The sequence below is a fragment of the Catellatospora chokoriensis genome (assembly GCF_011297315.1).
Classification (GTDB): Bacteria; Actinomycetota; Actinomycetes; order Mycobacteriales; family Micromonosporaceae; genus Catellatospora; species Catellatospora citrea.
Window position 1 is genome coordinate 40,888 of record NZ_JAAOTI010000020.1, and the last position, 20,559, is coordinate 61,446.

At 70.5% G+C, this 20,559-nt stretch carries 11 protein-coding genes; 1 reads left to right on the forward strand and 10 read right to left on the reverse strand.

Annotated features, from left to right (window positions below; translation table 11 throughout):
* Positions 1–356: 356 nt before the first annotated feature.
* Positions 357–731: a TraR/DksA family transcriptional regulator gene (locus HAV39_RS27020; protein WP_191841983.1), complete on the forward strand. Its 375-nt coding sequence runs from the start codon at positions 357–359 to the stop codon at positions 729–731.
* A 54-nt stretch (positions 732–785) separates the two neighbouring features.
* Here the strand turns inward: HAV39_RS27020 and HAV39_RS27025 are convergent, their stop codons facing one another.
* The 10 genes from HAV39_RS27025 to HAV39_RS27070 form a co-directional block, all read right to left on the reverse strand.
* Complete coding sequence (locus tag HAV39_RS27025; RefSeq protein WP_191841985.1) at positions 786–2,294, reverse strand: sugar ABC transporter ATP-binding protein; 1,509 nt, start codon at positions 2,292–2,294, stop codon at positions 786–788.
* Entirely contained in the window at positions 2,291–3,307 is a 1,017-nt protein-coding gene (locus tag HAV39_RS27030) for an ABC transporter permease (RefSeq protein WP_191841986.1), read from the reverse strand. Before HAV39_RS27030 ends, HAV39_RS27025 begins: the two co-directional genes overlap by 4 nt.
* Positions 3,304–4,353, reverse strand: coding sequence for an ABC transporter permease (locus tag HAV39_RS27035; RefSeq protein WP_191841988.1), 1,050 nt, complete (start codon positions 4,351–4,353; stop codon positions 3,304–3,306). The genes HAV39_RS27030 and HAV39_RS27035 overlap by 4 nt, the downstream gene beginning before the upstream one ends.
* A gap of 121 nt (positions 4,354–4,474) precedes the next feature.
* Positions 4,475–5,524: a sugar ABC transporter substrate-binding protein gene (locus HAV39_RS27040; protein ID WP_120319869.1), complete on the reverse strand. Its 1,050-nt coding sequence runs from the start codon at positions 5,522–5,524 to the stop codon at positions 4,475–4,477.
* A 213-nt stretch (positions 5,525–5,737) separates the two neighbouring features.
* Positions 5,738–7,237, reverse strand: a complete 1,500-nt coding sequence (locus tag HAV39_RS27045; protein WP_203736496.1) for a glycoside hydrolase family 99 protein — start codon at positions 7,235–7,237, stop codon at positions 5,738–5,740.
* 28 nt (positions 7,238–7,265) lie between these two features.
* Positions 7,266–10,100 carry a PQQ-dependent sugar dehydrogenase gene (locus tag HAV39_RS27050; RefSeq protein WP_191841989.1) on the reverse strand — a complete coding sequence of 945 codons (2,835 nt, stop codon included), beginning with the start codon at positions 10,098–10,100 and terminating at the stop codon, positions 7,266–7,268.
* Between the two features lie 77 nt (positions 10,101–10,177).
* Positions 10,178–12,292 carry a ThuA domain-containing protein gene (locus HAV39_RS27055; RefSeq protein ID WP_191841991.1) on the reverse strand — a complete coding sequence of 705 codons (2,115 nt, stop codon included), beginning with the start codon at positions 12,290–12,292 and terminating at the stop codon, positions 10,178–10,180.
* A 58-nt stretch (positions 12,293–12,350) separates the two neighbouring features.
* On the reverse strand, positions 12,351–15,626 hold the full coding sequence (locus HAV39_RS27060; protein ID WP_191841992.1) for a discoidin domain-containing protein: 3,276 nt from the start codon (positions 15,624–15,626) through the stop codon (positions 12,351–12,353).
* A gap of 321 nt (positions 15,627–15,947) precedes the next feature.
* Positions 15,948–19,091, reverse strand: coding sequence for a fascin domain-containing protein (locus tag HAV39_RS27065; protein WP_239120810.1), 3,144 nt, complete (start codon positions 19,089–19,091; stop codon positions 15,948–15,950).
* A gap of 230 nt (positions 19,092–19,321) precedes the next feature.
* Positions 19,322–20,404, reverse strand: a complete 1,083-nt coding sequence (locus tag HAV39_RS27070; protein WP_191841994.1) for a polyprenyl synthetase family protein — start codon at positions 20,402–20,404, stop codon at positions 19,322–19,324.
* Positions 20,405–20,559: the final 155 nt, after the last annotated feature.

The window sequence follows — 20,559 nt, forward strand, 5'->3', positions numbered from 1 at the left end:
GCGGTCCGGCGGGAACCGGTAAGTGGGCTGTATCACCGGACCGGACAGCCCACCCTCACCGGAACAGGTGGCGGGCACACTCTCCGCACCCGCGATCTGCCACGACTTCTCGGGATCCATCGGGCATTTCGGCTTGCCCCGCCCCGCGTGCGCCGCCTCCGCCGTCCGCGCGGCGGGCAGGATAACGCGACCGCGCCAGTCCCCGGGTTCGGCGTTCAGCGAAAGCTCAGACATGCGACGCACGATGGCCACGCTTCACCCGAAACCGCGGGCCCCCACATCCGTTGTCTCGCTTAGCAACGGAGGTTTGGCCCGCGGCGTATCGGGAAGCAACGATGCACCGAGACAGTGGAGGCATGATGACAACGCTGGAAGGCACGCTCGACCAGGCACAGCTCGGCGTGCTGTTGAAGGCCCGCTACGAAGAGGCCGCCGAGCAGCTGCGGGTGCAGAGCGAGTCGGTCCGGCAGCTGCGGCGCTCCGGCGACCAGGGCCCCGGCGACGTCGCCGACGCGGGCACCATGGTCTCCGACACCGAGCAGCAGGACCTGCTGACCGCGGCGCTCGACGACCACATGCGCAAGCTGTCCGACGCGCTGGCCCGGTTCGAGGGCGGCACGCTGGGCACCTGCGACGGCTGCGGGCAGCAGATCCCGCCCGCGCGCATGGAGATCATGCCCTGGTCGACCCACTGCGTGAAGTGCCAGGCGGCCGCCGAGCGCCGGTACTGACCGGTTCCTGACATGAAGGGCCCGTCCCCGCCGGGACGGGCCCTTCGCCATCGGTCAGACCGGCGCGGGCGCGGCGTGGATGAGGCGGATGACGCGCTGGCTCACCGCGTCGTAGTCGTGGTCGTTGACCAGCTCGCCGCGCACCTGCGCGTCGCCCATCACGGCGATCCGGTCGGCCAGCGTGACGATCTCCGGCAGGTCCGACGAGATCAGCAGGATGGCCATGCCCTGCCCGGCCAGCCTGGCGATCAGCTCGTGGAACGCGGCCTTGGTGCGCACGTCGATGCCGACCGTCGGCTCGTCCACGATGAGGATGTCGCAGTCGGCGGCGAGCCACTTGGCGAGGCTGACCTTCTGCTGGTTGCCGCCGGACAGCTGGCCGGCGAGCTGGTTCGGCGAGGCGGCCCGGATGCCGAGCAGCTCGGTGTACTCGGCGACCACGTCGCGTTCGGCCCGGTCGGGGATGAGGCCGAAGCGGGCCAGCCGCCGCCATACGGTCACCCCGACGTTGCGGGTGATCGGCTGCTCCAGGAACAGGCCCTCGCCCTTGCGGTCCTCGGGCACGTAGCCGATCCGGTGCCGGCGCAGCGCCTCGCCCACGTCCCGGATGCGCACCGGCGTGCCGTGCACGCGGACCTCGCCGCCGGTGATCTCGTCGAGGCCCAGCAGCGCTTTGGCCAGCTCGGTGCGCCCGGCGCCGACCAGGCCGTACAGGCCGAGGATCTCGCCGCGGGCGACGGTGAGCGAGACGTCGCGGTGGCCGTGGCGGGTGCTGAGCCCGGCCAGCTCCAGCGCCGGGGTCGCGTCCCGGTCCACGGTGCGGGCGGTGAGCTCGACCGAGGCGTAGGCCCGGCCGACCATCAGGTCCACGATCTCGTCGCGGGTGTACCCGGACAGGGGCTGCGCCTGCGCCACGCTGCGCCCGTCGCGCAGCACGGTGACCGTGTCGGCGACCGCGAACACCTCTTCGAGCTTGTGGCTGACCAGCACCACGGCGTGCCCGGTGGCGGTCAGCTTGCGCACGATGGCGTAGAGCCGGTCGGCCTCGTCGCCGGTGAGCGACGCGGTCGGCTCGTCGAGCAGCAGCACCCGGGTGTCCACGGACAGCGCCTTGGCGATCTCGACCAGCTGCGCCTGGGCCACCGACAGCTCCGCGACCCGGGTGTCCGGGTCCAGGTCGAGGTCGAGCAGGTCCAGGCAGCGCCGCGCCTCGGCGCGCATCCGGGCCCGGTCCACCATGCCGAGGCGGTTCGGCAGGTGCTGCAGGGCGATGTTCTCCGCGATGGAGAACTCGGGCACCAGGTTGCGTTCCTGGTGCACCACCCCGATGCCGGCGTGCAGCGCTTCGAGCGGGCTGCCGAAGTGGACGTCGCCGCCGTCGAGCACGACCCGGCCGGCGTCGGGGCGGTACACCCCCGTCAGGATCTTCACCAGGGTGCTCTTGCCCGCGCCGTTCTCCCCGAGCAGCGCGTGCACGCTGCCCGCGGCGAGCTGCAGCGTCGCGCCGTCCAGTGCGCGTACGCCCGGGAACGACTTGGTCAGGCCCTCGGCCAGCAGTATCACGACGACCTCCGGGAGAGCTTGGTCCGGATCGCGCCGGACAGCACCACGCCGAGCACCACCGCGCCGACGATGAGATCGACCCAGCGCCGGTTGATGGCGAACTGGGCCTGGGCCACGTCGACCAGCCGCACGATGAACGCGGCCAGGCTGGTGCCCAGCACGCTGACCACGCCGCCGGCCAGCGCGACGCCGCCGATGATCGGCGCGGCGAAGCTGGGCAGCAGCAGGTCGTCGCCGATGGTGGCGTTCACCGAGCCGGACTGGGCCAGGGTGAGCACTGCGGCCACCCCGGCCAGCAGCCCGGACAGCGCGTGCGCGAGCACGATGGAGCGGTCGTTGGACACGCCCGACAGCCGGGCCGCAAACGGGCTGCCGCCGCTGGCCAGCAGGTGCCGGCCGGGCACCGTGCGGGCGAAGAAGAACCAGACCATGACGGCGACCGCGCAGGCGATGAGGAACACCACGGGCAGGCCGAGCAGCGAGGCCTGGCCCAGCTCCGCCAGCCCGGCGGAGTAGTCCTGGTAGGTGCCGGGGCCGTTGACGCCGTACCGGAGCCCGTCGATGATCGTCATGGTCGCCAGCGTCACGATGAACGCGTTGATCCTGGTGAACACGACCAGCAGCCCGTTGCCCAGGCCCACGGCCGCGCCGAGCAACATCGCCCCGGCCACCGCGAGCGGCGCGGGCAGCCCGGCCTCCAGCATGGCCCAGGCGGCGACCATGGCGCAGAAGCCGGTGAGCACGCCGACCGACAGGTTCATCTGACCGATGGCCAGCACGACCATCTGCGCCAACCCGATGATCATCGGCACCGCGAGGAAGCGGAAGAACGCCGCCAGGGTGCCCGACGACAGCATGTTGCCGTCGGTGGTCAGCGTCAGCGCGACGAAGCCGATGACCGCGAGCGCGACCAGGGTGAACTCCGAGGTGCGCACGGTGCGCCGCAGCCGGCCCGGGGCCGGGGCGGGCGTGGCGGCGGCCCGCGTCGCGGTGGACTCGACGGTGCTGGTCATGCCGGCACCCCCCGCCGCTCGGCGAGCACGTGGCGCAGCCGGTCCAGCGACAGCGCGGCCAGCAGCACCAGCCCGATGTAGAGCTTCAGCTCGTCGACCTGGAACTGCAGCAGGTTGAGGCCCTTGTAGATGACCTGGGTGATGGCGGTGCCGAGCACCGTGCCGAGCACGCTCACCGCGCCGCCGACCAGCAGCGTGCCGCCGAGCACCGGGGCGAGGAAGGACGGCAGCAGGAAGCCGTCGCCGACGCCCGCGGAGAAGGCGCCGTTGTTGGCCGACAGCAGGAACCCGGCGAGCCCGGCGAGCAGGCCGGACAGCGCGTGCGCCTGGACCGTGCGCAGCCGCACCGGGATGCCGGACAGCTCGGCGGCCTTGGCGTTGGAGCCGGCCATCAGCACCTCGCGTCCGGTCCGGGACCACCGGAACAGCAGTCCCACCACGAGGACCGCGACGAGCGCGATCGGGGCGAGCAGCGGGATCTCCGGCCCGCACACGTCACCGGCGCAGTAGTCGGCGAACGTGTCCGTGCGCAGCGCGGACATGCCCGCGGGCAGGCCGTTGAAGGCCACGCCGTCGGTGAAGCTGGCGTAGAGCAGCGAGACCAGGCCGATCAGGGCGAAGTCCAGGGCCAGGGTGACCACGAACGAGTTCACGCCGGTGCGCGAGATGATGAGCCCGGCCAGCGCGCCGAGCAGCGCGCCCATGGCCAGGCCCCCGGCCAGGGCCAGGATCAGCGGCGCGTCGAGGCGGTCGTGCAGCAGGCCGGAGGCGAAGGCGCTCATCGCGGCCATGCGGCCCACGGCCATGTTCATGTGGCCCAGGGAGAGCACGGCGAGCTGGGAGAGCCCGACCACCGCGTACACGCTGATGTCGGCCTGCATGGGCACCAGCGTCAGCTGGGTGTTGAGGAAGGCGGGGCGCAGCGTGGTGAACAGCGCGATCAGCGCGATCAGCAGCACGACGAGCCCGATGCGGGGGTTGGCCCACAGCGGCAGCCGCGCGGGCGGCCGCGGCTGCTCGGGGGTGGTGGTGTCCTCTTGCTTCACTGCACTCTCCGGGGGTGTGGCGCGTCGCGATCGGCGCGAACGCGCCCCGGCCGCGTGGGGGTGGGCCGGGGCGCGTCGCCGGTGGCCGGAGCGGATACCGCTCGCTCCGGCCGTCGGCGGCTTACTTGGCGCAGGTGAGGTACTTGCTGTCGAAGTCGGACTTGAGCGAGGTGGTCTTGGCCGCGCGGTCGTTGTCGTAGGTGGCGACGTTGGCCGTGGTGACCACGAACGAACCGGAGTCGATGATGACACCGGGGGTGGCCATGGTGCAGCCCTCGGACAGCTTGACCAGTGCGTACGAACCGACGTAGGCCTGGCCCACCGGGTTCTGCAGCACGGTCGCGGCGACCTCGCCGGCCTTGATGCCCGCGATGATGGTCGGGTCGTCGTCGATGGCGATCACCTTGATCGGCAGCTTGGCCTGCTTGACGCCGCCCGCCGCGGCCACGGCCGGGTTGTAGGCGGTGGTGACGATCGCGTTGACCTGGCTGCCCTTGGCGGCCAGCAGGTCGGCGACGGCCTTCTGCGCGGTCTGCAGGTCCTTGTCGATGTCCGTGATGGTGTCCAGCAGCTTGACCTTGCCGCCGGTCTCGTCGACGGCCTTCTGCACGCCCGCGATGCGGCGCTGGGTGTTGGAGTCGACCTTGTTGCCGGTCAGGTGGACCAGGTTGCCCTGCCCGCCCATGGCGTCGACGGCCGCCTTCGCCGCCTTGTACGCCGCCTCCTGCACGTCGGTGGACAGGCAGAAGTCGGCCAGGTTCTTGTCGCCCGCGGGGCAGGACGCCAGCGAGCCGACGTGGAAGCCCTGCTTCTTGAGGTTCTCGAAGGTGGAGTTGATGCTCTCCGGCGCGACGCCGAAGATGCCGAAGGCGTTGTAGCCCTGGGCGGCCAGCGAGGTGAGCACGTCGTTCTGCTTGGTCTGGTCCCAGCCGGCGGTCTCGTTGAAGGTGACGTCGCCGAAGGCGAAGTCGGTCTTGGCCTTGCCGCCCGCGTCCTTCCACGGCTGGAAGTACGGGTGCGCGCCGCCGGGCACCAGCGCCACCTTGACCTGCGCCGCGGTGAGCGCGGTCGCGCCGCCCTCGGGGGTCTCTTCCTTCTTGGTGCAGGCCGCCGCCGCGATCACCAAAGCGAGCACGCCGACGGTGGAGCCCAGTCGAACAAACGGCCTCATGCCGAGTTCCTTCCCTAGTCAGGCACTTCGAGCTGTCGAAATCCTATAGGATATTTCCTAGATGTTTACTCGGTCACGTTGCCGCAGTCAACCCCTGATCCGTAACGACACTGATCGAACATGGAAATCCGGAAACGCTTTCTAGGCAAGGCTTCGCCGCCGCCGCGTAACATCCGCGGCGACGGCGAAGTCCATGATGGTGGTCGAACCGGATCAACTCGGGATGATGTCGAACCTCTCCCATCCGCCGATGGCGGTGCGGTTGGCGACCAGCGCCGCCGCGCCCGCGTTCTCGGCCGAGACGTACCGGTTGTTCGCGGTGGCCAGCAGGCTGACGCTGCCGTCGCTGTTGGCCACCACCCGGAACGTCTCCCACGCCCCGGACGCCGTCGCGTTCGCGATCAGCGGGGCGGTGTTGTCGGCGTGCACGAACCGGCTGTTCACCCGGGCGCGCAGCGCGACGAGGCCGCCGCCGAGGTCCACCCGGTCGAACTGCTCCCACGGGCCGACCGCGGTGCGGTTGGCGATGAGCGGGGCCGCGCCCGCGTTCTCCGCCGCCACGTACCGGTTGTTGACCCGGGCGCGCAGGCTCACCACCGTCGAGGTCGTGGGCGGTGGCGGGTTGTAGCGGTCCACCCAGTATTTCGTGCGGGTCAGGTAGGCCGTCTCGGCCGCGGCCCCGGTGAGGCCGTACGCGCCCGAGAAGGTCTGGTAACCGTTACCCGCCGGCGGATTGGCGCTCGCCGGTTCGATGACCGAGCCCTCGTGCCACTCGTTGAACGAGGTGATCGACACCCAGGTCGGCGGGCCGCCGTTGGCCGCGGCCAGGGCGTTGCCCCACTCGCGGTCGTACGTCGCCCCGTTGTCGCGCCCGAGCGTCGGGGTGGTGTTGCCGGGCACCGCCCGGTCGTCGAGGTAGCCGGGTCCCACGGACGGGGCCCAGACCAGCCCGTTGGCCTTGCAGAAGGCACTCGCGTTGGACCACCCCGGCGCGCTCGCGCCGGCGATCGCGTCGTAGGTGTACATCCCGCCGAAGCCGGCCACCTTCGAGGTGTCGGTGGTCTGCGCGAGGATGATGTTGCCGCTGCGCAGCGGCGCGATCGGGGCCCAGTCGGTGATGCGCAGGCTCTCGAACACGTAGAACGCGGGCCGGTTGCCGTGCGCGGCGTCGCGGTAGTAGGCCGCGTGCGAGCCGTAGCGGCTGTTGAGGTAGTTGACGTCGGCGACGGTGGAGGCCGCGGTGCGCCCGGCGTAGGGCTCCAGGTGCCAGGCGACCTTGATGCCGTACTGGGCGGCGGCGTTGAGCACCCCGGGGACCAGGCGGTCCTCGTAGGAGTTCTGTCCCCACCAGCTGTAGACGATCACGCCGACCCCGGCCTGGGCGATCCAGGCCATGTGCTGGTTGACGGCCCCGGCGTGGTCGCCGGAGTCGTACGCGCCGAGCTTCGGGTACAGGTTCGCCCCGATCGCGTTCGGCGGGGTGAAGCCGCCCTGCTGCCAGTGCCGGTAGGAGCCGTTCACGGCCGGGCTGCCGTACCAGGAGTAGTAGAAGATGTGCACGTTGGACGCCAGGGGCGCGGCGGCCGCCTGGGCCGCCGCGGTGACGGGTGCCGCCACCGGCGGGGGCGCCGACGCCGCGGGTGACCCCGCGAGCGCCAGCGCCAGCCCGACGGCCGGCAGCAGGACGGACCAGGTCCGCCTGATGCGTTTCATGATCTTTTCCCTTCCGGGTCGATCAGGTTCACTGCGTGACGAGGTCGAACTTCTCCCACGGGCCGATGGCAGTCCGGTTGGCGATGAGCGGCTCGGCCCCGTTGTTCTCGGCGACGACGTACATCCCGTTGACCGTCGCCCGCAGGCTGACGCTGCCGTCGGAGTTGTTGACCAGCGTGAACGTCTCCCACGACCCGGCCGTGGCCCGGTTGGCCAGCAGCGCGTTCGCGCCGCCGTTCTCCGCGCAGACGAACATGTTGTTCGCCTTCGACCGCAGGGCGTAGTTGCCGCCGCCCAGGCTGACCAGGTCGTACAGCTGCGTGGTGCCGATGGTGGCGGAGTTGGCGATCAGCGCCGTGGTGGCGTTGGCCGCGGTCACGTACCGGGTGTTGGCTCGGGCCCGCCACGCGACCACCGGGTTGCTCGGTGCCGAGCCGGTGGTGAAGGTGAACGAGTCCACGTCGAACAGGTTGCCCGCGCCGCCCTTGAACACCAGGTAGAGCGTGGTCGAGCCGGACGGCGCGCCGGTCAGGTTGGCGGTGACGTTGGTGAACGTCTCCCAGCTGCCGGTCACCGGCACGGTGACGGTGCCGAGCAGGGTGCCCGTGGCCGAGCCGGTGCGCACCTCGATGGTGCCGCCCGCGCCCGCCGAGGAGGCCCGCACGCTGATCTGGGTCGCGTTGCCCACGATGTACGGCGTGTACGCGATCCAGTCGTTGTTCTCGATGTAGCCGGCGGTGCGCCCGCCCTCGGCCGCCGCGTGGTCGGCCGGCTGCACGCCCGAGGTCGTGGCGTAGTGCTCACCCTGGCGCTTCTTCGGCTGCAGGGTGCGGGTGCTGCGCGAGGTCAGCCCGCCGTTGTCGGTGTAGCTGGCGTCGATGACGCCGAAGATGTTCGCCGCGGCGTCGTGCTCGCCGTCGACCGGGATGGTGATGGTGCCCGTGCAGCCCGTCTTCGAGGTGATCTGGTGGGCGTGGCTGTCGTGGCCGAGCGAGTACGTCACCGTCACCCGGGCACAGTTGATCGCGCCGTCCTCCGGGTCGCTGACGCTGACGTTGAACGACACCGTGTCACCGAAGGTGAACAGCTGGCCGTTGCCGGGCGCGGTCAGGTTGATCGTCGGGGCGGCGTTGCCGACCGTGACGACCAGGCTCGCCGTGCCGGACAGGCCGCCCGGGTCGGTGACCTTCAGGGTCGGGGTGTACGTCCCGTTGGTGTTGTACGTCTTGGTCGGGTTGGCCGCCGTCGACGTGGTGCCGTCGCCGAACGTCCACAGGTAGGTCAGCGCCCCGCCCTCGGGGTCGGAACTGCCCGCCGAGGAGAAGTTGATGGTCAGCGGGCTCGGGCCGGAGGTCTTGTTGGCCGAGGCCACCGCGACCGGGCTGCGGTTGCCGCCGCCGATGTACTCGACCCGGAACAGCCCCTGGTTGTTGGAGCCGGTGCCGTAGTCGAGCACGTACAGCGCCCCGTCGGGGCCGAACGCCATGTCCATGACCTGGGTGCCGGTCCACGGGAACGCCGAGATCTCCCCGGGCGTGCCGTCGCCGTTGACCGCGATCGCCTTGATCCAGCGGCGGCCGTACTCACCGGCGAAGTAGCGCCCGTCCATGGACTGCGGGAACTTCACCGTCGAGGTCGACGACGCGTTGAACCGGTACACCGGGCCGCCCATCGGCGACTCGGAGCCGCCGCCGAACTCCGGCGGGGTGCCCGCGTCGCCGCCGTAGCGGATCCAGCTGGCACGGGCCGCGGGCAGCGTGGCCTGGCCGGTGTTGCGGAACGAGTTGTTGGCCGGGCCGCCGGCGCAGTTGTACTTCGCGCCGGTGGTGTTGGTGGAGAAGTTCCACTCGTTGTACGTCTCGCTGGTGGTGTTGGTGCCGGTGCAGTACGGCCAGCCGTAGTTGCCCGCCGAGGTGATCCGGTTGAACTCGACCTGCCCGTTGGGGCCGCGGTTGGCGTCCGTGGTGCCCGCGTCCGGGCCGTAGTCGCCGAGGTAGACGACGCCGGTGGCCTTGTCCACGCTCATCCGGAACGGGTTGCGGAAGCCCATCGCGTAGATCTCGGGCCGGGTGTTGGCGGTGCCCGGCGCGAACAGGTTGCCCGACGGGATGGTGTAGCTGCCGTCGGCCTGCGGCTTGATGCGCAGCAGCTTGCCGCGCAGGTCGTTGGTGTTGCCCGAGGACCGCTGCGCGTCGAACTGCGGGTTGCGGTTGGTGCGCTCGTCGATCGGGCTGTAGCCGGCCGACTCGAACGGGTTCGTGTCGTCGCCGGTGGTCAGGTACAGGTTGCCGGCGGAGTCGAAGTCGATGTCACCGCCCACGTGGCAGCACTGGCCGCGGTCGTTGTCGACCTGCAGCGTGATGCGCTCGCTGCCGACGTTGACGGTGTCGTCGGCGTTGAGCGTGAACCGGGACAGCCGCAGGTGGCCCTTCCACGGCGCGAAGTCCGCGGCGGTGCCGGTGACCGGGGCGTCGCCGCCGGGGGTGCTCAGCGGCGGCGAGTAGTACACCCAGATGTAGCGGTTGGTGGCGAAGTTCGGGTCGACCGCGATGCCCTGCAGACCCTCCTCGTCATGGGTGTACACCGACAGCTTGGCGGCCTGCTTCGTGTTGCCGCTGACGTCGGTGACCCGGATCGTGCCGTCCCGGGCGGTGTGGATCACCGAGCGGTTGGGCAGCACCGCCAGCGACATCGGCTCGCCCAGCTCGGCCGAGCCGGTGGCCAGCGACACCTGCTGGTAGTCGGCGGCCGGGATCGGCGCGGCCTGGGCGGCGGGCGCGCCCGCCGTGACGGACACCGCGACGCTCGCGGCGAGGGTGGCGGCGGCGGTGAACCACAGCCGCCACCGTGGAATCTTTCTCATGGGGTTCCTTCCGAGGGGTGGGGTGCCCCGGCGCGCGGGGGCGTGCGCGCCGGGGGTGGGACGGGGAAGGGGTCTACTCAGCTGCCGTAGACGTCCAGCTCCCAGATCGAGTAGCCGTACTGGGTGAGGGCGCGTTGGGTGCCGTTGACGCGCACGTAGCGGCCGGTGCCGGTCACGTTGACGTCGTCGACGCCGCCGTCGCTCGTGGTGGTGGAGTGGACGGTGGTCCAGGTGGCGTTGTCCGGGGACGTCTGGATCTGGTACGCCCGGCCGTAGGCGGCCTCCCAGCTGATCCGGACCCGGCTGATGCTCTTGCTCGCGCCGAGGTCGACCGAGATCCACTGCGGGTCGGCGTAGGCGCTGCCCCAGCGCGTGCCGGTGTTGCCGTCGACGGCGTTGGCGCCGTTGTGCGCGCTGCCGGGCTCCACGCTGGACACCGTCACCGGACGGTTGCGCGACAGCAGGACCGGCCCGGTCCCGGCGGGGGTGCCGTAGACGTTGAAGTCCCACAGCGAGTAGCCCCACTGGGTGGCCCGCGCCGTGCCGTTCATGCGCACGTAGCGGCCGGTGCCGGTCATTGTCACGTCGTCCACGCCGCCGTCGCCGGTGGTGGTGGAGTAGACGGTGGTCCAGGTGCTGTTGTCCGGCGAGGTCTGGAGCTGGTACGCCCGGCCGTAGGCGGTCTCCCAGTTCAGCCGCACCCGGGTCAGGTTGTACGACTGGCCGAGGTCCACGGTGATCGACTGCGGGTCGGTGTAGAGGCTGCTCCAGCGGGAGGCGGCGTTGCCGTCCACGGCGTTGGCCGCGACGTTGCCGCCCGCCTCGGTGCTGGAGGCGGTGACGGGCTTGCCCTGGGCGATGTCGGTGGCCGGCGGCTGGGTGCCGTCGGTCTTGATCCGGATGTTGCGGTAGTTGATGTCCGCGCCGGTGCCGTCGTTCTGCACGCCGATGTAGCCCGTGGCGATGGCCCGGGTGCTGTTGTAGTCGTTGATCTTCACGCCGTTGAGCCAGATCTCGACCCGCTGGCCGTGCAGCCCGATCTCGTAGGTGTTCCACTGCCCCGGCGGGTTGAGCGCCGCCGCGCGGGCGGTGGTGTTGGGCGCCTGGAAGCTGTACACGCTGCCGGTGGTGCGGCTCGGATCGGCGTCGGTGGCGTCGATCTGGATCTCGTGCCCGGCGTTGACCGGGCCCCACGGGTCGTTGAGGGGGTCCGGGAAGCCGATGAACACGCCGCCGTTGTCGTCGCCCGGCATCATCCAGTCGACCTTGAGCGAGTAGTTGCTGTAGGTGCGGACCGGGAACCACAGCAGGCCCATGCCGCCGAACGAGGTCAGCGTCTCGTTGGCCAGGGTGAACCCGCCGGGTCCGGCCATCCGCCACTGGTTGAGGCTGTTCTGGGTGCCGTCGAAGATGGCGGTGTAGCCGGTCTCCGGGCGGCAGTCGGCGGGCTTGGACCCGGCCGCGATCTGGATGCCGCCGAGCAGCATGGTGCGGAAGTTCGCGTCGGCGTACGTCTCCTCGGTGTGGCCGAGGCCGGTGTACCAGGAGCGCCCGCCGCCGTAGTTCTGGCACCAGGTGATCGGGTGGTCGCCCATGGTGCCGCCGGTGTACGACGACTCGACCAGGCTGGCCAGCACCTTGACGTTGGCCCGCGGGTTGGCGCGGTAGTTGTACCACTCGTCGGTGCGGGTCCAGGTCGGCGGCAGGTGCGAGGTGGAGATGTTGGACCGGTCCTCGACCCGGATGGTCGCCTGCTGGGTCGCCGGGTGCGAGGAGAAGTACGCCCCGACCAGGCCGCCGTACCAGGCCCAGTCGTACTCGGTGTCGGCCGCGGCATGCACGCCGACGTAGCCGCCACCGGAGGCGATGTAGCTCTGGAACGCGGCCTCCTGCGTCGCGTTGAGCACGTCGCCGGTCGTCGACAGCCAGATGACCGCCTGGTACTGGGCGAGGTTGGCGGTGGTGAACTGGGCGGCGTCCTCGGTCGCGGTGACCGTGAAGCCGTTGGCGGTGCCCAGCGCCTGGATCGCGGCGATGCCGTTGGGGATGGCGGAGTGGCGGAAGCCGGCCGTCTTGGAGAAGACCAGCACCTTGGTCAGCGGCGCCGCCTGCGCCGTGGCAGGCAGCGCCAGCGCCGCCGACCCGACCGCCAGGGCCAGGCCGGTGAGCAGGGACAGAAACCTTCTGCGCATCGTTGCTCCTTCGAAGTGGCGCCGGAGGCGACGGACGGCCGCCTCCGGCGCGAGAGGGTCAGGACCCGTAGACGTCGAACTCCCAGAGCGAGTAGCCCCACTGGGTGGCCCGCGCCGTGCCGTTGATCCGCACGTAGCGGCCGGAGCCGGACACGGCCAGGTCGTCCACGCCGCCGTTGCCGGTGGTGGTGGACGAGACCGTGGTCCAGCTGCTGTTGTCGTTGGAGACCTGCACCTGGTAGGCCGTGGCGTACGCGGTCTCCCAGTTCAGGACGACCCGGCTGACGCTGCGGGTCTGGCCCAGGTCCACGGTGATCCACTGCGGATCGGCGTACAGGCTGCTCCACCGGGTGGTGGTGCTGCCGTCGACCACGTTCGCGGGGACGTTGGCCCCGGCCTCGGTGCTGGACGCCGTCACCGGGCGGTTGCGCGACAGCAGGCTCCCGCCGCTCGCCGGGGACCCGTAGACGTTCAGGTCCCACAGCGAGTAGCCGTACTGGGTCAGGCCGCGCTGGGTGCCGTAGACGCGTACGTAGCGACCCGTGCCGGTGACGTTGAGGTCGTCGACCCCGCCGTCGCCGGTCGTGGTTGAGAAGATCGACGTCCACGCGCTGTTGTCCGGCGACACCTCGACCCGGTACGCCCGGCCGAACGCGGCCTCCCAGTTGATCCGGACCCGGTTGAGGTTGTACGAGGCGCCGAGGTCCACGGTGATCCACTGTGGGTCGGCGTACAGGCTGCTCCAGCGGGTGGCGGCGTTGCCGTCGACCGCGTTGCCGGCCACATTGGCCCCGGCCTCGGTGCTGGACGCGGTCACCGGGCGGCCCTGCGCCAGGTCCTGGCCGCCGCCGGGCGGGGTGCTGCCCACGCCGCTGCCGACGAACGTGTAGCTGTCCACGTCGTACAGCGCGCCGGTGCCGGTCCCGGCGAACACCAGGTACAGGTCGTGCGTGCCGTCGTCGGGCCTGGTGACCGGGGCGGTGACCTCGGTGTAGTTGTCCCAGCCGCCGGTGCCGGGCACGGTGATCCGGGCGACCTCGGGGCCGGTGGTGGAGTCGTACCGGAAGGACAGCACGCCGCCCGCCCCCGCCGAGGAGACCCGCGCCTTGACGCTGGTGATGCCCTTCAGGCTGACGCCGTGGTGGCGTACGCTCTCGCCGTTCTGGATGTCGCCGAGGCGCTTGCCGCCCTCGGCCGCGGCCTGGTCGACGACCTTGGGCCCGTTGAGGGTCACGTAGTGCTCGGCCTGCCACTGCTTGGGCCACAGGGTGAGCTGCTGCTCGCCGGTCAGCGGCACGGTGCCGGTCGCGCCGCGGTCGGTGTAGCTGCCGCGGACCACGAAGAACTGCACCGCGTCGAGCCCGGCGTGGATCGGGCCGGTGTTGAAGGTGAAGCCGCAGCCGGTGCCCTGGCCCTCCTCGTGCGCGTGCTCCTGGTGCCCGAGGGCCACCCGGACGACGACGTTGCCGCAGGCGATGGTGCCGTCCTGGGCGTCCGTGGACGCCGCGGTCGCGGTGACGTCGTCGCCCCAGCCGTAGATGCCGCCGTTGGGGATCGAGCCGACCGTCGTCACCGGCCGGTTGTTGCCGACCACGATGGGAATCTGGACGCTGCCCGACCGGCCGGTGCCGTCGTTGACCGTCAGCCGGGCCCGCTTGTCACCGACCGTCGTGTAGGTGTAGCTCGGGTTGGCCGCGGTCGAGTCGGTGGTGCCGTTGCTGTCGAAGTCCCAGGCGTAGGTCAGCGGGTCGCCGTCGGGGTCGCTGCTGCCCGCGCTGGAGAACGTGACCGCGAGCGGGGCGAGCCCGTTGTCGCGGTTGGCCGTGGCGACCGCGGTCGGCGAGCGCCCGCCCGCCACGTAGTTGATTTTGTACAGGCCCGCCGCGGCGTCGCCGGAGAAGTAGCCGTTGCCGTATTCGAGCAGGTAGAGCGACCCGTCCGGGCCGAACTCCATGTCGATCGGGTGCACCAGCTGCATGCCGGACACCACCGGCTCGATGATCGTCGGGTTGCCGGTGACCGGGTTGCCGTTGTCGAACTGGACCTCCTTGATCCAGTTGCGGCAGTACTCGGTGATGATCAGCTTGTTGTCGTAGTAGGCCGGCCACTTCACCGTGGAGTTCAGGTTCGGGTTGTAGTGGTAGACCTCGGCGTGGTTGGGCGAGCCGCAGCCGCCCGGGTTGTCCAGCGCGGGCCACTCGCGGCTGCCGCCGTGCTGCTCCCACACCAGCGCCCCCTTGGTCGGCGGGAGCTGCTGCAGGCCGGTGTTGCGGGGGGAGTTGTTGACCGGGCCGGCGCTGCCGCCGCACGGGAACCAGCCGCGCGGGGCGTTGGCCGCGAAGTCCCAGTCGTTGTACGCGACGTTCGGGCCGCCGCAGTAGGGCCAGCCGTAGTTGCCGGGACCGGTGGCGCGGTTGTACTCGTCGTAGGCGGCCGGGCCCCGGTTGGCGATGGTCGCCCCGGCGTCCGGTCCGACCTCGCCCCAGTACAGGGTGTTGCCGGCCTGCTTGTCGACCCAGATGCGGTACGGGTTGCGGTTGCCCATGGTGTAGATCTCGGGCCGGGTGTTGGCCGTGCCCACCGGGAACAGGTTGCCCGACGGAATGGTGTAGGTCCCGTTGTTCTCCGGGTGGATGCGGTTAATCTTCCCGCGCAGGTCGTTGGTGTTGCCCGAGGTGCGCTGCGCGTCGTACTGCGCGTCGCGCGAGGTGCGCTCGTCGATGGGGGCCATGCCCGCGGAGTCGCCGCCGGAGTTGGTGTTGTCGCCCACCGCGAAGTAGAGGTTGTTGTTGCCGTCCCAGGTCATCGAGCCCGCGGAGTGGCAGCACAGCCGCCGTTCGGTGGGCCACTCGATGAGCTTGGTCTCGCTGGCCGCGTCCAGCACGTTGGTGGACGTGTTGAAGGTGAACCGGGAGATCCGGTTGACCAGCGGCGTGGCCACTGGGGAGTAGAACAGGTACACCCACCGGTTTGTCGCGAACTGCGGGTGCAGCGTGATGCCGATCAGGCCGTCCTCGAACCGGGCGTCGAGCTGCAGCGTCAGCGCCACGGTGGTGGAGCTGGTGGCCGGGTTGTAGAGCCGGACCTGCCCGCCGCCGGAGCTGGTGCCGCGGTTGATGTAGAGGACCTTGCCGTCGGGCAGCACGGACAGCTCGATCGGCTCGCCCATGGACAGCCCGCCGTCCAGCTTCACCTTCTCGAAGCTGGACGTCGGCGGCGGCGCGGCGGCCGCCGGGGTGGGGTCGGCGACGACGGTGACGGCGGCTGCCGCCACGCTCGCGAGCATCATCAGGGCCAGGCCCGCGGCAAGACGCGGGCGGGTACTTCGAGGCATGGGTCGCTCCGGATCAGTGGGGGTCGGCTGGTGCGGGACGGGGGCCGAAGGGGCGCACGACCGTCCCGGCGACCGGCCACTGATCAGGCGCGGAGCACGGTGGATCTCGGCGACGGGTGCCATGACGCGTTCCCTCGGGGTCGGGCGTCCGGGCGGTCCGCGCGTGCCGCCCGTGGAGGCGGAACGCCCGGTGCCGTCCGGGCCACCGGGCTCCCACGAGGCGCGGGAACCCGGACGGTCGGCTCGGAGCCGGGTCGCCGAATGCTCGGCTCCGAAGTGGCGTAGGCGGAGGGCCGGACCTGGTCCGGCCCTCCGCGACGGTCAGAGTGTGATCATTTCGAACTTCTCCCAGGGGCCGATGGACGCGCGGTTGGCGATGAGCGCGGCCGCTCCGCCGTTCTCGGCCGTCACGTACTGGCTGTTGACGGTGGCCCGCAGGCTCACCGTGTTGTCGGAGTTGCGGACCAGGGCGAAGGTCTCCCAGGAGCCCGCCGAGGCCCGGTTGGCCAGCAGCGGGTTCGCGCCGGCGTTCTCCGCGCAGACGAACTGGCTGTTCGACCGGGCGCGCAGCGCGATGTTGCCGTTGCCGAGGTCGCTCACCTGGAACTGCTGCGCCGTGCCGACCGTGGTCGAGTTGGCGATCAGTGCCGTGGTGGCGTTGGCCGCGGTGACGTACTGCCCGTTGGCCTGCGCCTTCAGCGCGACGTAGCCGGTGGCCGGGGGCGTGCCGCCGGTGGTGATGCGCAGCGCGTCCACGATCGCCACGGCCGTGGCCTTGTTGACGATCCGGATGGTGTGCTGCCCGTTGCTCAGCCCGGTCTTGGACCAGACGACCGCCTGCGCCTGCCGGGCGCCGGAGACATACAGGTTGACGTTGGCCTGGAACACGTTGTCCAGGTAGACGTCGACGTTGCCCATGTCGCCGTTGCGCTCGGACAGGTACTCGATCCCGGTGCCGGTGAAGGTGTACGAGGCCGCCGCGTTGACGGTGTTGGTGTGGTGGGTGTCGTCGTTGTAGTCGCCGTAGCCCCGGGCCGTGGTGTGGTACCAGCCGGCGTCGTAGGTCAGGTCGGTGTCGTTGACCATCCCGCCGCCACCGCCGCCGCCGGGCGTGCCGAGCCCGAGCGTCGACGCCGTGTTGAGCAGCGACTTCTGGCCGTCGTTGGCGGTGCCGGTCAGCGTGGTCGCCGTGTAGTTGCTCAGCGGCTTGGCGGTGCGCTCGACCACGTACACCGTGTTCGCGGCGGTGGCGAAGCCGACCTCGGCCGCCGAGGAGGTGGTGATGATCGCGTTGTCGGACGTGCGGCGCACCTGGACCTGCTGGGTGCCCCACGGGTTGACCACGGTGGCGTTCTTGCCGAACTGGCTGCGCAGCCCGACGTACTTGATCTCACCGGCCTCGCGCTCCGAGCTGACCAGGAAGCCGTCCTTGGCCAGCAGGGTGAACTTGCCGACGAAGGAGGAGGCGCTGGGCGGCGCGGGGAACACCCTGATCTTGTCGTTGTAGCTCTGCAGCAGCGACTCGTTCATGGCGACCAGGTGGATGCCGAGGTACTCGAACACCCCGTTGGTGTTGTTGGTCATGCCGTTGGGGTAGTTCTGGTAGCGCTGCAGCATGGTCCGCATGCCGTTGAACGCCTGGTCGCCCAGGCCGAGGCGGGCCGCCTGGGCGTGGTCGTTGGCCCACACGTTGCTGTACGGGTTGGGCCGCACGTTCCACGTGTTCAGCGCCGTGTTGTAGTCGGCGTAGCCGATGCCGGTGCGGTCGTACGGCCAGATCAGCTCGGCCGAGACGTTCTCACCGTTGCGCGTGGGCGAGGTCGGCGGGTCGTGCGGCAGCCAGGCGTTGTTGCTCACCTGGTACGCCCAGAGGTTGTCGACCAGGTTCTGCCAGCCCGCGCGCAGCCCGCTGTCGAGGCCGAGCTGCGTGCTGACCTGGATGGTCAGCGGGGCCAGCAGCCGGACCGCGGCCAGGTCGGTGATCGCGTTGCGCACGTCCCAGTAGGTCTCGTGGGCGTTGCTGTTGACCATCTGGTACTTGCCGTTGATCAGCTGGAACCGGTTCTGGTAGAACCGCAGCGCGTCCTTCATGTACGGGTACACGGTGTTCTGCAGGTACGCGGTGTCGTTGGTGTACCGGTACTGCAGGTACATGTTGTACGCGGCCTCGGTGCCGGTGGAGTAGATGTCGTTGACGTAGTCGCTGTTGACGGTGCCACGGGCGTTGCCGTCCCAGCCCATCGTCTCGGGCACCCACAGCGAGTCGGTGCCGTACCTGGTCTGCGTGTACGCCTTCAGCGCCGTGTAGTTGCGGCTGTAGAGCCGGTTGAACACCGCCATCATGTCGGTGTGGTTGCTGGCCAGGAACGAGTTGTAGACGTCGCGCTGGTTCCAGTACCAGTAGCCGTTGCTCCACTTGGTCTGGTCGCCGGTGGCCCGGAACACGCCGTTGATGAAGTGCACCGGGTAGTTGCCGTACCCGCCCGCCGCGATCATGTACGTGGACAGGTAGTACACGTTCTCCAGGTAGTCGGCGTCGCCGGCGGAGTTCGAGTACTGCACGAACGACTTGCCCCAGAAGTTGTGCCACCAGTTCTTGTAGTTGGTGAACGTGGTGTTGTACCCGGTCGACTTGGCCGAGGCGAGCTGGTTCTTCGCCTGCGCGACGGAGTCGAGGTTCGGCGAGTTGATCCGGCTGGCCGCGGTGAACCAGATGGTGTAGCTCGACGTCGGGGTGATGCTCAGCCGCACCCGGGTGCCGTTGACCACCGAGGCGCTGTAGGACGCGCCCTCGACGGTGGCGGCGAAGGTGTAGCCGAAGTTGTTCGGGTCGGCCTGGCCCCGGCTGAACCAGGCGGCCGAGCTGTCGCTGCCGGTGGACACCGTGCGCCAGGTGGTCAGGTTGGGCACGTCGGCGCTGTTGGAGACCCCGTTCGGGTCCCACAGGCTCAGCTCCAGGGTCGCGCTGGACACCCCGCCACGGGTGTCGTCGACGTGGATGCCCATCACCTCGGAGTTGGGCGAGCCCATGATCGTGACGGTGCGGTTGCTGTCGTACTTCGTGGTCAGCGTGCCGTCGTAGAGCGACAGCCGCTGCTGGAAGGTGCTCGACCCGGCGTCGATGGCCGGGCTGGTGTTGAAGTTGAGCATGCCGGCCGCGAACGCCGACTGCTGCGACAGGTCCACGCCCGACACCTGCGCGGTGATCCCGTTCTGGGACCAGACCATGGCACCTGTGCGGCCGTTGCCGACGGTCAGGCCGTGCAGCGGGTTGGTGTTCTGGCGGTTGTAGACGAGGTCGTGCTTGGACAGGTACCCGGCGTAGTTGACGTTGAGGGCGCCGGTGGAGGAGTTGAACGCGGCATCGGTCGGGGATGCCAGGGCGGGCGCGGCGGGGACGGCCGCGCCCAGGCCTGCGGCGAGGACCGCCGCCAGGGCCAGGCGTAACGACTTGCTGAGGTTCATGGGGGAAAACCTCCGCGAAATGTGGGGGCAGAGTTTCCGGCCTGTTACCGGACCGTGTATGAAATATCCTATAGGATAGATGAAGATCAGGTTAAGACATGTCGCTGCTTATATCGAAATTGGTGACCTCAGTGGAAATGTGAGCGATCCTGTTGCCTCCGCGCGGTTCACGCCCACCTCTGCGTGCTGGTCACCACAGCGTTCCGTCACCTGACCGCGCCCGCGTCACCTCACTCCGACCGGCTCGCGACGAAGTCGGCCAGCGCCCCCAGCGCCTGCCGCGACTCCCCCGCCACCTCCAGATACTCCAGCGCCCGCAGCGCCTCGGCCCGAGCCGCCGCGATCCGCTCCTCCACCGCGGCCAGCGCCCCCGACTCCGCCAGCACCGCCCGCACGCGCGCCGCGCCCGCCTCGCCGAGTCGCTCATCCCCCACATGTGCCGACAGCACCGCACGCGACGGCGCATCCGCCCGCGCGAAGCCCTCTGCCAGCAGGGTCGTCGGCTTGGCCTGGCGCAGGTCGTCCAGCACCGACTTGCCGGTGCGCGCCGGGTCGCCGAACACTCCGAGCACGTCGTCGCGCAGCTGGAACGCCTCGCCCAGCGGCTCGCCGAAGGCGGCCAGCCCGTCGAGCACCGCGTCGCTCGCCCCCGCCAGCACGGCCCCGATCTGCAGCGGCCGCACCACCGAGTACCGCGCCGTCTTCAGCTGCACCACGCGCGCCGCCCGCGCCCGCGCGCCGGACCCGAAGTCGCCCCTGGCCTGCGCCACGACCTCCAGGTACTCCCCCGCCACCGCCTCGGCCCGCATCACCGAGAACAGCCGCTGCGCCTGCGCCAGCCGCCCCGGCGCGGCCGGGCAGCCCACCAGCAGCTCCTCGGCCCACATCGCGCACAGGTCCCCGCAGAGCAGCGCGGTGTTGCGCCCGAACGACCGCGCATCCCCGCGCCAGCCCTGCCGGGCGTGCGCCGCCGCGAACTCCTCGTGCATGGACGGCTGCCCGCGGCGGCGGCTGCCCGCGTCGATGATGTCGTCGTGGATCAGCGCGAAGCAGTGGAACAGCTCCAGCGCCGCGCCCGCGGTCACCGCCGCCTGGTCCTCGCCCCGCTCCTCGGGCGCGGCCACCCCGCGCCAGGCCCAGTAGCAGAACGCCGGACGCAGCCGCTTGCCGCCGGTCAGGATGAACCGCCGCACCGTGTCCAGCATCGGCCGCAGGTCGTCGTCCGGCCACAGCAACCGCTGCCCGTCCACGAACCCGGCCAGCACCGCATCGATCCGCGCCGCCAACGGCGTGGGCGCAGGCGCGAGCGTCACGGCGCACCTCCCGCCCGCACCCGCCCACTCACCCGGCGGCCACGTGTTGCGCCGGTGGGTGCAGAGCAAGCGAATGGGTGCAGAGCAAAGTCACCACAGGGGAACTCCACCCGCCCCTCCCACCACCGCGCTCCACGAGTGATGAACTGCAGTTT